This is a genomic window from Micromonospora sp. WMMD1219 (assembly GCF_049315215.1).
In the GTDB taxonomy this organism is placed as follows: domain Bacteria; phylum Actinomycetota; class Actinomycetes; order Mycobacteriales; family Micromonosporaceae; genus Micromonospora; species Micromonospora tulbaghiae.
Genome location: NZ_CP186057.1, coordinates 6,260,176 through 6,271,615 on the forward strand (window position 1 = coordinate 6,260,176; position 11,440 = coordinate 6,271,615).

General features: G+C 73.9%; 14 protein-coding genes. 6 read left to right on the forward strand and 8 right to left on the reverse strand.

The window, feature by feature from the left end:
• Nucleotides 1-10: 10 nt before the first annotated feature.
• Genes ACN27C_RS29260 through ACN27C_RS29270 form a run of 3 tightly spaced genes read right to left on the reverse strand, consistent with a single transcriptional unit; the run spans nt 11 to nt 2,706 of the window.
• Entirely contained in the window at nt 11-985 is a 975-nt protein-coding gene (locus ACN27C_RS29260) for a TIGR03885 family FMN-dependent LLM class oxidoreductase (protein WP_422749438.1), read from the reverse strand.
• A gap of 32 nt (nt 986-1,017) precedes the next feature.
• The gene (locus ACN27C_RS29265) at nt 1,018-2,430 is read right to left on the reverse strand and encodes an NADP-dependent succinic semialdehyde dehydrogenase (RefSeq protein ID WP_422749440.1); all 1,413 of its coding nucleotides are present in this window, start codon (nt 2,428-2,430) and stop codon (nt 1,018-1,020) included.
• 12 nt (nt 2,431-2,442) lie between these two features.
• A complete protein-coding gene (locus ACN27C_RS29270; RefSeq protein WP_120570636.1) occupies nt 2,443-2,706 on the reverse strand; it encodes a DUF6343 family protein in 264 nt (87 codons plus the stop codon).
• Between the two features lie 163 nt (nt 2,707-2,869).
• Between ACN27C_RS29270 and ACN27C_RS29275 the strand changes: the two genes are divergently transcribed.
• Together ACN27C_RS29275 and ACN27C_RS29280 are read left to right on the forward strand one after the other, a co-directional pair.
• The gene (locus ACN27C_RS29275; RefSeq protein ID WP_357795857.1) at nt 2,870-3,463 is read left to right on the forward strand and encodes an antibiotic biosynthesis monooxygenase; all 594 of its coding nucleotides are present in this window, start codon (nt 2,870-2,872) and stop codon (nt 3,461-3,463) included.
• A gap of 99 nt (nt 3,464-3,562) precedes the next feature.
• Nucleotides 3,563-4,417, forward strand: coding sequence for a GDSL-type esterase/lipase family protein (locus ACN27C_RS29280; RefSeq protein ID WP_393378465.1), 855 nt, complete (start codon nt 3,563-3,565; stop codon nt 4,415-4,417).
• Here ACN27C_RS29280 and ACN27C_RS29285 read toward each other — a convergent pair.
• The 3 genes from ACN27C_RS29285 to ACN27C_RS29295 form a co-directional block, all read right to left on the reverse strand.
• The gene (locus ACN27C_RS29285) at nt 4,394-5,137 is read right to left on the reverse strand and encodes an EcsC family protein (RefSeq protein ID WP_358192457.1); all 744 of its coding nucleotides are present in this window, start codon (nt 5,135-5,137) and stop codon (nt 4,394-4,396) included. The genes ACN27C_RS29280 and ACN27C_RS29285 overlap by 24 nt on opposite strands.
• A 39-nt stretch (nt 5,138-5,176) precedes the next feature.
• The gene (locus ACN27C_RS29290) at nt 5,177-5,323 is read right to left on the reverse strand and encodes a hypothetical protein (protein WP_013285352.1); all 147 of its coding nucleotides are present in this window, start codon (nt 5,321-5,323) and stop codon (nt 5,177-5,179) included.
• Between the two features lie 94 nt (nt 5,324-5,417).
• Nucleotides 5,418-6,269: a peptidase M23 gene (locus ACN27C_RS29295; RefSeq protein WP_422749444.1), complete on the reverse strand. Its 852-nt coding sequence runs from the start codon at nt 6,267-6,269 to the stop codon at nt 5,418-5,420.
• A 392-nt stretch (nt 6,270-6,661) separates the two neighbouring features.
• On the opposite strand from ACN27C_RS29295, the gene ACN27C_RS29300 reads away from it, so the two are divergent.
• The 3 genes from ACN27C_RS29300 to ACN27C_RS29310 are packed head-to-tail and all read left to right on the forward strand — an operon-like array spanning nt 6,662 to nt 8,757.
• On the forward strand, nt 6,662-7,582 hold the full coding sequence (locus ACN27C_RS29300; RefSeq protein ID WP_120570641.1) for a proteasome assembly chaperone family protein: 921 nt from the start codon (nt 6,662-6,664) through the stop codon (nt 7,580-7,582).
• 37 nt (nt 7,583-7,619) lie between these two features.
• Nucleotides 7,620-8,417: an exodeoxyribonuclease III gene (locus ACN27C_RS29305; protein ID WP_121686342.1), complete on the forward strand. Its 798-nt coding sequence runs from the start codon at nt 7,620-7,622 to the stop codon at nt 8,415-8,417.
• Nucleotides 8,418-8,442: 25 nt separating this feature from the next.
• Entirely contained in the window at nt 8,443-8,757 is a 315-nt protein-coding gene (locus ACN27C_RS29310) for an antibiotic biosynthesis monooxygenase family protein (RefSeq protein ID WP_018784922.1), read from the forward strand.
• Nucleotides 8,758-9,058: 301 nt separating this feature from the next.
• Here ACN27C_RS29310 and ACN27C_RS29315 read toward each other — a convergent pair whose 3' ends face one another.
• Together ACN27C_RS29315 and ACN27C_RS29320 are read right to left on the reverse strand one after the other, a co-directional pair.
• The gene (locus ACN27C_RS29315) at nt 9,059-9,670 is read right to left on the reverse strand and encodes a class F sortase (protein WP_421501201.1); all 612 of its coding nucleotides are present in this window, start codon (nt 9,668-9,670) and stop codon (nt 9,059-9,061) included.
• 389 nt (nt 9,671-10,059) lie between these two features.
• Nucleotides 10,060-10,641 carry a hypothetical protein gene (locus ACN27C_RS29320; protein ID WP_121686343.1) on the reverse strand — a complete coding sequence of 194 codons (582 nt, stop codon included), beginning with the start codon at nt 10,639-10,641 and terminating at the stop codon, nt 10,060-10,062.
• Between the two features lie 139 nt (nt 10,642-10,780).
• On the opposite strand from ACN27C_RS29320, the gene trmB reads away from it, so the two are divergent.
• Entirely contained in the window at nt 10,781-11,407 is a 627-nt protein-coding gene (gene trmB / locus ACN27C_RS29325; RefSeq protein WP_233586196.1) for a tRNA (guanosine(46)-N7)-methyltransferase TrmB, read from the forward strand.
• The last annotated feature ends 33 nt before the right edge of the window (nt 11,408-11,440 follow it).

The following is an 11,440-nucleotide window of genomic DNA, read 5'->3' on the forward strand; positions in this document are numbered from 1 at the left end:
CGATGTGTGATCAGGCGGCGGAGCGCAGCTTCGGCAGCACCTCGGCGCCGAACGTGTCGATGAAGGCGCGCTGCTCCTGCCCGACGTGGTGCAGCGCGATCTGGTCGAAGCCCAGCGCCACGTACTCCTCCAGCCAGCCGATGTGCCGGCCCAGGTCGGCGGAGACGTTCACGGTCTCGGCGACCTTGGACATCGGCACGTCGGCGCTCGCGACGTCGAAGTGCTCGGGGGTCTCCAGGTCCCAGCAGACCGGCGGCGCGAACACGTTGCTGCGCCACTGCTCGTACGCGATCGCCTCGGCCTGCTCCTGCTCGGGCGCCCAGCTCACGTGCACCTGGAGGTGCAGCGGGCCGCGTCCGCCCGCGTCCCGGTAGGCGTCGATCATCCGCCGCAGGTGCTCGACCGGCGCGTTGACGGTGATCAGCCCGTCCGCCCATTCGGCGCACCAGCGGGCGGTGGTGATGCTGACCGCGGCGCCGACCAGCGCGGGCGGCTCCTCCGGCCGGGTCCACAGCTTCGCCCGGTCGACTGTGACGAGCCCGTCGTGGCTGACCTCCTCGCCTGCAAGCAGCGCCCGGATCACGTCGACGCACTCGCGCAGCCGGGCGGTACGGACGTCCTTGCGTGGCCAGACCTCACCGGTGATGTGCTCGTTGGCCGCCTCGCCGGTGCCCAGCGCGGCCCAGAACCGGCCCGGGTACATGGCGCCGAGCGTGCCGATGGCCTGCGCGATGATCGCCGGGTGGTAGCGCTGGCCGGGCGCGTTCACCACGCCGAAGGACAGGTTCGTGGCCTGGAGCGCGGCGCCGAGCCAGGACCAGGCGAACCCGGACTGGCCCTGCCGCTCGCTCCAGGGCGAGAAGTGGTCGGAGCACATGGCCGCGTCGAAGCCGGCGCGCTCGGCGTGGATCACCGCCTCCAGCAGCCGGGCCGGGTGGATCTGCTCGTGGGATGCGTGGAAGCCGAACGCCGTCATGGTCGCCACTCCTACCCGTGACGGCGTCCGGCCAATCGCGTCTACTCGGAGTGCGCGCCCGCGCCCGCGCCGGCCTCGCCCTCGCCGATCCACACGGTCTTGGTGTTGCAGAACTCGCGCATGCCGGCGGCGGACAGCTCGCGGCCGTACCCGGAGTTCTTCACGCCGCCGAACGGCAGCTCCGGGTAGGACGTGGTCATGCCGTTGATGAACACGTTGCCGGCGTCCAGGTCGACGGCAAAGCGCTCCTGCTCGGCCGGGTCGTTGGTCCACGCGTTGGAGCCGAGGCCGAAGCTGGTGCCGTTGGCGACAGCGATCGCCTCGTCGTACGACCCGACCCGGTAGAGCCCGGCGACCGGCCCGAACACCTCCTCGCTCCACATCCGCATCTCCGGGCGCAGGTCGGTGACCACGGTCGGCGGGTAGTACCAGCCGTCCCCGGCCGGCTTCTCGCCGCCGCAGAGCACCGTCGCGCCCTGGTCCACCGCGTCGGTGACCTGGGCGTGCACCTCGTCGCGGCCGCGCTCGCTGGCCAGCGGGCCGACGTCGGTGCCGTCGTCCATCGGGTCGCCGACGCGCAGCGCCGCCATCCGGGCGGCGAACTTCTCGGCGAACGCGTCGAAGACGTCGGTGTGCACGATGAACCGCTTCGCGGCGATGCAGGACTGCCCGTTGTTCTGGCAGCGGGCGGTGGTGGCGACCTCGGCGGCGGTGTCCAGGTCGGCCGAGGGCATCACCACGAACGGGTCGCTGCCGCCCAGCTCCAGCACCGTCTTCTTGATCTCCCGGCCGGCGATCTGGGCGATGGACCGGCCGGCCGGTTCGCTGCCGGTGAGCGTGGCGGCGCGGACGCGGGGGTCGCTGAGGATCCGGTCGACCGCGTCGGAGCCGACCAGCAGGGTGGTGAACGCGCCCTCGGGGAAACCGGCCCGGCGGAACAGGTCCTCCAGGTAGAGCGCGGTCTGCGGCACGTTGGAGGCGTGCTTGAGCAGGCCGGTGTTGCCCGCCATCAGCGCCGGGGCGGCGAACCGCATCACCTGCCACAACGGGAAGTTCCACGGCATCACGGCGAGCACCGGGCCGATCGGCTGGTAACGCACGTACGCCCGCTTCGCCTTGACCGCGGCGGCGTCGGCGGGCTCGTCGGCGAGCATCCCCGGCGCGTTGTCGGCGTAGAAGCGGCAGGCGGTGGCGCACTTGGTGACCTCTGCCTTCGCGGCGGCGTACGTCTTGCCCATCTCGGTGGTCATCAGCCGGGCCGTCTCGTCGCGCTCGGCGTCGAGCAGGTCGGCGGCGGCGGTGAGCCACCGGGCCCGCTGCGCGATGGTGGTCTCACGCAACTGCCGGAAGGCGAGGTCGGCCCGCTCGATCGCGGCGTCGATCTGCTCGTCCGACATCGCTTCGTACGTCTTGAGCACCTGTCCGGTGGCGGGATTGGTGGTGGCGATGGGCATCTCGTACTCCTGTCACTCGAACAGCGAGTGCCGCACGCCCGGTTCCTCCCGGCGGCGCGCGGCGCGGCGGCGCTGGATCACGACCAGGTCGACCACCGCCACCACGGCGAGCAGCGCGCAGACGACACCCAGCCAGGCGACGTCCGCGGCGAACGCGAGCACCGCGAAGACGGTCATCACGACCAGACCGAACGTGGCGAGCGCCAGCCGCAGGTTCAGGGCACTGTTGGCGTGGCCGACCGTGCCACGGGCGCGACGGGGCTGTGATCGGGTCATTCCTGGGGCCTACCCCGGCACGGGCGGGGATAACCGGCCGGCGCGGGAACGCCGGTGATCCGGGACACCCGGCGGGCAGGCGCCGGATGCGCCCGGCGGGCGGGTGCGTTACATCGGTGCGCCGGTTCCGGCGGAGATCCCGCGGGACGGTGGAGAGGATGGCATGACCACGACGCAGGCCGTACCCGTGACCGTCGCCGTGTCCCGGCGCGCCGACCCGGCGCGTACCGACGAGGTGGTGGCGTGGATGCGGGCCGGGACGGCGCTCGCGGAGAGCTTCCCGGGCTTCCTCGGCGCCGGTTTCGTCCGCAGCGCCCCCGGCTCGGGCGAGTGGCACGTGATGTACCGCTTCGCCGACGCGGACACGCTGCGCGGCTGGGAGGACTCGCCGCAGCGGCGCTGGTGGCTCGGCTCGGCGCAGGGCATCGTCGAGCACACCCGGGTGGAGCGGCGCACCGGCATCGAGGGCTGGTTCGACCCGCCGGTGGACCACGTGGTCGAGACGTTCGGCGAGCCGGAACCGGCCGCGCCGCCGCGCTGGAAGCAGGCGGTCACCATCTGGCTGGCGTTCTTCCCGCTCAGCCTGGCCGCGACGCTGCTGACCACCCGGTTCCTCGCCGGCGTGCCGCTGGCCGGCCGGACGCTGCTGATGACGCTCGTGCTCACCCCGCTGATGACCTACCTCGTGCTGCCCCGGATCACCCGGGCGCTCCACCGGTGGCTGCACGGCCGGCCTGCGCCGACACCACAGATGTGAACGATGGTGGTCGATGCCCGATAGCCGACAGAACCGCCGCCGGGACTCCGCCGGGGCATAGGGTCGACGCGCCCGTTGCCGCCGCCGGACGGGGGACCGATGAGACGCTGGACCGCCGCGCTGGCCTGCCTGGCGGCGCTCGTCGCGCTCGCCTGTGACGGCTCCGGCGAGGCATCGCCCCGGCCGTCCGGCACGCCCCGCCCCGGCGAGCCGCGGGTGCTGGTCGCGCTCGGCGACTCGGTCAGCACCGGCTACGGCTCCTGCCTGGTGCTGGTGAGCTGCGAACGCAACTCCTGGTCGACCGGGGACGGCCTGCGGGTGGAGAGCCTCTACCGGCGGCTGCGCACGGACGCGCCGGGGCTGCGGGCCTACAACCGGGCGGTGCCCGGGGCCCGCGCGTCCGCGCTGACCGGCCAGGCCCGCTCGGCGGTACGCGACAAGGCCGACCTGGTCACCGTGCTGATCGGGGCGAACGACGCCTGCCGGGGCGACGTCGGCGACATGACGCCGGTGGCGACCTTCCGCGACCAGGTCGACGCGGCGCTGGGCGCGCTGCGCGAGGGCCGGCCGAAGGCCCGGGTGCTGGTGGCCAGCATCCCGGACCTGTACCGGCTCTGGCAGATCGGGCACACCGAGCCCCGCGCCGTGCGGGCCTGGTCGCGGGGCGTCTGCCCGGCACTGCTGGCCGACGCCACGTCGACCGCGCCCGCCGCGGTGGCCCGCCGGGCCCGCGTCAGGGACCGGATCGAGGCGTACGACGGGCAACTGCGCGCCGCCTGCCGGGCGTACGGGTCACGCTGCCGGTGGGACGGCGGCGCGGTGCACCGCCACCGCTTCACGCTGGACCAGGTCAACGCGCTCGACTGGTTCCACCCGAACGCGGCCGGTCAGGGCCGGCTGGCCGAGGTGGCCTGGAACGCCTCCGGCTGGTCAGGGCTGGCGCGGGCCGGGTAGCTGCCGGGGGCCGGCGGCGCGGTAGAGGGCGCGCGTGCGGTCGGCCAGTTCCTTGGTGGCCGACGAGTTGGCCCAGGTGCCGAGCACGATCGCGGCGCCCGGCACGACCTTGGCGAACATCCGCTTGGCGGCGCGCACCCCGGCCATCCGGGCCAGCCGGACCCCGAGCTGGAGCATCACCCGGCCCAGCGCCCGGTCACCGGCGGAGCCGAACAACGCGCCGGCCCGCTCCCGGCCGGCCGCCACCCCGAGCGCCAGGCGTGCGGTCTGGGCGGCCTTGTGCACCCGCTGGAGCACCAGCAGGTCGGTCGCCCGGTCGGGGTGCGTCGGGTCGGCGCCGTAGGCGGCGGCGACGTGCAGCACCAGCCGGGCCTGGGTCCAGGCCAGCACGCCCACGTCGATCACCGCGCCGGGCAGCCCGGCCGCGCCGGACACCGCGCCGGAGAGCCGGGCGTGGTTGACGAACTTGCGAACCGCCTGGTCGGCCAGCTGTTCCGGCGGCGCGTCCGGCCGTAGCGCCCGCTCCCGGGCGGCCCACTGCGCGGCCTCCGGGCCGAGCCGGCGTACCGCCTCCAGGGCGAGGTGCTCCGGCGCGTACTGCGGGTCGTCCCGCATCCGGTCCCACAGCTTCGCCGGTGGCGCCTCGGGCGCCTCCACCGGCGGGACGGGGGTGGTGGGGACGGCGTTGGGCTCCCCGTCGACGGGGGCGGGGTCGGTCACGAAGGGCTCCGGAGGCTCGTGCGGCGGGGGTGACGCGGGTCAGCGCCGGCGCGACTGCAGCCGGTTCGCGATCTGCCGCAGCCGGGCCTGGTTCTCCGGCTTCGACATCTCACGCCGACCGCGGTCGACCAGCTGCTGGCCCCGCGGCGACCGCAGGAAGGCGGTGATCCGTTGCATCAGCGACATGAGGGTCCTCCCGTCCCGCGGTCCCCTTCATGTGTACCTGGGACCGGCAAGTCCCTGATACCCGAATCGGCCCTTCGGCAACCACCCGTCCGGGTCAGCCCAGGATCTCGGCCACCACCTCGCCGGCCCGCCACTCGTGCTGGGCGTACGCGTCCGGGAACGCCGAGATCTGCACCGCCTGGGCCGCGACCGAGAGCGGCAGGTCCTGCCAGCCGGGGATCTCCGCCAGCGCGGACAGGAACGCCTTCGTCGCGTACTCCGGGTCCATGAGCTGCTCGACGGTGCCCCAGCCGCTGCTCGGGCGCTGCTGGAACAACCCGACCGAGTCGTGGTCCCAGCCGATGGCCTGGTGCGGGTAGCTCTGCGACTCGGGCAGCACGCCGCTGGCGTAGTTGAGCAGGGTGCTCTCCTGCATGGCGGTCGCCACCGCGATGACCAGGGCGCGGCGCGGCATGCCCATCTCCTTGCCGGCCTGCACGATCTTCTTCGCGTTGTTCATCTGGGTGCGGTCCAGGCCGGCGACCGGGACGATCTGCCGGACGGTCTTCTTCGGCTTGGGCTTGGCGGTCGCCTTCGGGCTCGCCGTCGCGGACGGGCTGGCGCTGGGGGTGGGGGTGGCGGGGGCGGTGCTCGGCCGGGCCATGGCCCGGGAGGCGGCGTCGACCTCCGCGCGCTCGGCGACCTCAGCCGAGGGCGCCGGGCCGGCGGCGCGGTCCGGGGCGCCGAAGCCGGCCTGGCTGACGCCGACCAGGCCCAGGCAGCAGGCGGTGCCCGTGGCGACCGCCAGCTTCGTCCGGCCGGGCCGGGGGTTCGTGGGTGCCCAGAAGCGGGTACGCCGGACCAGTCCCCGGAGTGTGGTCAACCGGTTGGTGGAGGGGGTATCGTCCGAACGGTCAGCCGGGCGGCCGGAGCCGAACGGGTCGTCGAGGTTGCCGTCGTTACGCATCCGACGAGGCTAGGCAGGGCAAACCGGGATCACCCAGGCCGAAAGGGTGGCCCTCGCCACACTCTGGCCGCTGCAACCCGGGCATCGCGCCACAGCCCGCCGCAGGGCGCGGCAGACCTCGGGAAGCGGGCCAATCACCCGTGCGCCCGGACCGGCCACGGCGCGGGCACGAACCTCGCAGACCTCCCGGTCCCGTCCGATGATCGACTAACTCGTCCGTTCGGACGATCCGGATATGGGTCGCCGGACCGGGGCGTAGCCGAATCGTGATCATCATCCGGGCATCGGATGTGCCGTAACGGAATGGACCACCCGCCCCGGTACGTTGGCCGAATCGGGGAGGCCGCACGTTCGGCGCTCCCCCGTACGCGTCGACAGGGAGGACCCCACCGGTGCTCGATCCACACGAGCTCTACGAACTCACCGACGAGCTGCCCGAGCTCGGCCAGCCGGTGCTGATCCAGGCCCTCACCGGCTTCGTCGACGCCGGCAACGCCACCCGCCTCGCCCGGGAACAGCTGCTCACCTCGCTCGACGCCCGGGTGATCGCCCGCTTCGACGTGGACCAGGTCTTCGACTACCGCTCCCGCCGCCCGGTGATGACGTTCGTCGAGGACCACTGGGAGTCCTACGACGCCCCGGCGCTGGAGCTGCACCTGCTGCGCGACGACGACGAGACCCCGTTCCTGCTGCTCACCGGCCCCGAGCCGGACCTGCAGTGGGAGCGTTTCGTGGCCGCCGTCGCCGGGCTCTGCGCCCGCCTCGACGTCCGGCTCACCGTCGGGCTCAACTCGATCCCGATGGCGGTGCCGCACACCCGGCCCAGCGGCGTCACCGCGCACGCCACCCGCAAGGAACTGATCGCCGGACACGAGCCGTGGTTGCAGAAGGTGCAGGTGCCGGCCGGCGTCGGCCACCTGCTGGAGTACCGCCTCGGCGAGCAGGGGCGCGACGCCCTCGGCTTCGCCGCGCACGTGCCGCACTACGTGGCCCAGGCCGAGTACCCGGCCGCCGCCGAGGCGCTGCTGTCCGCCGTGTCCCGCAGCACCGGCCTGCTGCTGCCCGTCGAGACGCTGCGGACCGCCGCCGAGGCGGTCCGGGTGGAGATCGACCGCCAGGTCACCCAGACCGAGGAGGCGGCGACGCTGGTCCAGGCGCTGGAGGAGCAGTACGACGCGTTCGCCCGCGGCCGGGGCGAGAAGAACCTGCTCGCCGGCGAGACCGGGCCGCTGCCCACCGCCGACGAACTCGGCGCGGAGCTGGAACGCTTCCTCGCCGAGCAGACGCGCCCCGGCGACACCCCGGAGCGCTGAGGCGGCGGGGCGGGCGGGGATGCGGCAGGCTGGGGGCATGCGCCTGGCGACATGGAACGTCAACTCGGTGAAGGCCCGCCTGCCCCGGCTGCTCGACTGGCTGGCCACCACGAAGCCCGACGTCGTGTGCCTGCAGGAGACCAAGTGTCCCGACGGGGCGTTCCCGGTCGCCGAGGTGGGCGAGCTGGGCTACGAGGTGGCCAGCCACAGCGACGGGCGGTGGAACGGGGTCGCGGTGCTGTCCCGGGTCGGGCTGGCCGACGTGGCGGTCGGCTTCCCGGGCGAACCCGGGTTTCCCGAGCCCGAGGCCCGCGCCATCTCGGCCACCTGCGACGGGCTGCGGGTCTGGTCGGTGTACGTGCCGAACGGCCGCGCGCCGGACGACCCGCACTACGCGTACAAGCTGGCCTGGTTCGCGGCGCTGCGCGACGCCCTGGAAGCCGAGGTGGCCGGTCCCCTGCCGGTGGCCGTCTGCGGTGACTTCAACGTCGCGCCCACCGACGCCGACGTCTGGGATCCCGCGCTGTTCGTCACCTCCACGCACGTCACCCCGGCCGAGCGGGCCGCCCTGGCTGCGCTGCGCGACCTGGGACTGGAGGACGTGGTGCCGACGCCGATGAAGGGGCCGCACCCGTTCACGTACTGGGACTACCGGGCCGGGATGTTCCACCAGAACAAGGGCATGCGGATCGACCTGGTGTACGCCAGCGCGTCGTTCGCCCGCGCGGTCCGCTCCGCGTACGTGGACCGGGAGGCCCGCAAGGGCAAGGGCCCCTCCGACCACGCCCCGATCGTGGTCGACGCGGACCTGGCACCGGCCGTCGAGACGTTCTGAGTCCGAGGCTCGTTAGGGTGGACGCATGGCTGTCGTGAAGATCAACGCGATCGACGTCCCGTCCGGCGCCGGCGAGGAGCTGGAGAAGCGGTTCGCGGCCCGGGCCGGCGCGGTGGAGAACTCCCCCGGCTTCCTCGGCTTCGAGCTGCTGCGCCCGGTCGCCGGGGACACCCGCTACTTCGTGTACACGCGCTGGGAGAGCGAGGAGGCGTACCAGGCGTGGGCGCAGGGCCCGTCCCGGGCCGCGCACGCCGAGGGCGGCGAACCCCGCAAGCCCGTGGCCACCGGCGCCACCCTGCTGGAGTTCGAGGTGGTCCAGCAGGTCCCCGCCAAACCCTGACCCCTCCCTTCCCCTCCCTTTCTCGGTCGATCATGAAGTTGGCGGCACTCACCGTCCGCTTCGTCACCGCCAACTTCATGATCGACGCGGTCAGGGCCGGGGCGCGCGCAGATCTTGGAAGATTCGCGCCCCCATAGGGGCCGTTTCCTACCAAGATCTCCCACGGCCCCGGCGCGCTCCGGGTCTCCGTTCGGCGATCATGGAGTTGGCGGTGACGAAACGGGGGCAACCTGCGCCGCTAACCTCATGATCGACGCGCTCAGGGCCGTCAGGGCGGGCCGGGCGGTCAGGGCGGGAGCGGTCAGGGCGTCAGGGACGCGAAGACGATCACGTTGTCCTGGTAGCCGGTACGGCCGCCGACCCACTCGCCGCCGCAGGTGATCAGCCGCAGCTCGGCCGGACCGGAGTCGCCGTAGACCCGGGCGGCGGGCAGGTTCGACTTGTCGAAGTACTCCACGCTGTCCACCTTGAAGGTCACCACGCTGCGGTCCGCGCGGGTCACCTGGATCCGCGCGCCGGGCTTGAGCGAGCGCAGCCGGTAGAAGACGGCCGGGCCGCTCTTGGTGTCGACGTGGCCCACGATGATCGCCCGGCCCGGGTCGCCGGGCACCGCTCCCCTGTCGTACCAGCCGGTCTGGTCGTGCTCGGTCAGCGGCGGTACGTCCACCGAGCCGTCCTTCGCCTGCCCGACGGGCGTGACCGGGGCGTTGACCTTGATGGCCGGCACCGCCAGGCGTACCGGCCGGCTCGCCGGCTTCCGGACCGGAGCGGCAGCGCTCGCCGGGGCCGCCGCGCCCGACCCGTTCGCCCGGCTCGACTCGGTCGATGCGTCGGCGAAGTCGAACGGCCCGGCCGTGCGGCCCAGCCCGGCCCCGGTGGCGAACACGCCGACCAGCACCAGCACCACTGCCAGCGGCTTCGACCAGGAGCCCCGGCCCCGGTCCTCCCTGCCCGGCGACGCCGGTGGCGCCTCGACCGGCGGTGGCCCCGCGGGCCGTGGACGCAGGGCAGGCGGATCGGCCGACGGCGGGTACCACGGTCGCGACGCGGCGGGCGGCGGCATCCACGGCCGCGACCCGGAGACCGGCACGGCAGACGATCCGGTCCCGGCGGTCGGACCCGTCCCGGCGGCAGACCCACTCCCCGAGCGCGGTCCGGTCCGGGGCGCGGCGGCCGGATCAGCCCCGGAGAACCGGGCGGTGCCGGTCGGTGGCGCGGCGGGTGGGGGCAGGGCCAGGAACGGCCGGCCGGAGCGCCGTGACCCGGCGGGCGGCGGGACGAAGTGCTCGGCCATCGCCGGCCTCAGCCTCTGGCGGCGCCGCGGGCGTGCCGGCGGGACGCGGCCACGCCGAGCCCGGCGCCGACCACAGTCACCGCCAGCCCGACGGGCACCAGCAGGCCACCGAGCCCGGGGCCGGCGGTGCCGCCGAAACCGGTCGCCGGGCCGCGGCTGGGCAGGTGACTGGGCCCGTGGCTCGGCTGCCGGGTGGGCTGCCCCTGCTTGATTACCTGGAGCATGGTGGAGGCGGTCTCCCCGCCCGGGCACTCCAGCTTGACCCGGTAGTTGCCCGGCCGGGTGCGCTCGTGCACCATCGGCGAGGCGGTGAGCAGGCCGCGCTGCGGCTGCACCTGGATCTTGCCGAACGCGTCCGAGGTGACGATCGCCGGAACCGAGTTGTTGCGGCAGCTCGCCCGGATGCCGACGAGGTAGCCGGGCGAGACGGTGCCCGGGGTGACCTCCACGAAGATCACGTCGGCCGGGGGCTGTTCCGGCACCGGTTCGGCGGCGCGCGGCGCGGCCTGGGCGGGCACCGCGCCGACCAGCGGGGCGGCGCACGCGGCGACCGCGACCAGCAGCGCCCTACGTACCCTGAACGACCCCATGACCCCTCCCGGCGTACGGGATGAATCCTCTCACCCCCGGCGGCACATCACATCCGATCCGGGCTAGGCTCGGGTCGCTGTGACCCTCCCCGACATCGCCGCCGGCCGCATCCGTACCTTCCATCCGCGTCGCGGACGGATGAGCGAGCGGCAGCGCGACGCGCTCACCCGGCTCTGGCCCGCGTACGGCCTGGAGATCGCCGCCCTCGACGGGCCGTGCGATCCGACGGCGCTGTTCGGACGACGGGCGCCGCTGGTGCTGGAGATCGGCTCCGGCATGGGCGACGCCACCGCCGTGATGGCGGCGGCCGACCGGGACCGACACTATCTGGCGGTCGAGGTCCATACGCCGGGAATCGCCAACCTGCTCGACCTGGTCGAACGCCACGGTCTGGACAACGTCCGGGTGGCCGAGGGGGACGCGCTGGACCTGGTCCGCGCCATGCCGGAGGGCTGCCTGGACGCGGTGCACGTCTTCTTCCCCGACCCGTGGCCGAAGACGCGCCACCACAAGCGGCGGATCATCGCGCCGGCGCACGTGGCGCTGCTGCGGTCCCGGCTGGCGCCGGGTGGCACGTTGCACTGCGCGACGGACTGGGCCGAGTACGCCGAGTCGATGCGCGAGACGCTCACCGCCGACCCGGAGCTGGTGGACGTGTACGGCGGCTACGCGCCGCGTCCGGCGCACCGGCCGGTGACGAAGTTCGAGCGCCGCGCGCTGACCGCCGGCCGGGAGGTCTTCGACCTGATCCACCGGCGGCGCTGAAGCCGGTGCCCGTAAGCCGGTGCGCTGAACCCG

What these genes read in the sequence shown, in the direction of transcription:
- ACN27C_RS29310 (WP_018784922.1), top strand. Translation starts at nt 8,443, where the DNA reads ATGGCTGTCGTGAAGATCAACGCGATCGACGTCCCGTCCGGCGCCGGC.
- ACN27C_RS29280 (WP_393378465.1), top strand. Translation starts at nt 3,563, where the DNA reads ATGAGACGCTGGACCGCCGCGCTGGCCTGCCTGGCGGCGCTCGTCGCG.
- ACN27C_RS29320 (WP_121686343.1), bottom strand. Translation starts at nt 10,641, where the DNA reads ATGGGGTCGTTCAGGGTACGTAGGGCGCTGCTGGTCGCGGTCGCCGCG.
- trmB (WP_233586196.1), top strand. Translation starts at nt 10,781, where the DNA reads ATGAGCGAGCGGCAGCGCGACGCGCTCACCCGGCTCTGGCCCGCGTAC.
- ACN27C_RS29295 (WP_422749444.1), bottom strand. Translation starts at nt 6,269, where the DNA reads ATGCGTAACGACGGCAACCTCGACGACCCGTTCGGCTCCGGCCGCCCG.
- ACN27C_RS29290 (WP_013285352.1), bottom strand. Translation starts at nt 5,323, where the DNA reads ATGTCGCTGATGCAACGGATCACCGCCTTCCTGCGGTCGCCGCGGGGC.
- ACN27C_RS29265 (WP_422749440.1), bottom strand. Translation starts at nt 2,430, where the DNA reads ATGCCCATCGCCACCACCAATCCCGCCACCGGACAGGTGCTCAAGACG.
- ACN27C_RS29275 (WP_357795857.1), top strand. Translation starts at nt 2,870, where the DNA reads ATGACCACGACGCAGGCCGTACCCGTGACCGTCGCCGTGTCCCGGCGC.
- ACN27C_RS29305 (WP_121686342.1), top strand. Translation starts at nt 7,620, where the DNA reads ATGCGCCTGGCGACATGGAACGTCAACTCGGTGAAGGCCCGCCTGCCC.
- ACN27C_RS29270 (WP_120570636.1), bottom strand. Translation starts at nt 2,706, where the DNA reads ATGACCCGATCACAGCCCCGTCGCGCCCGTGGCACGGTCGGCCACGCC.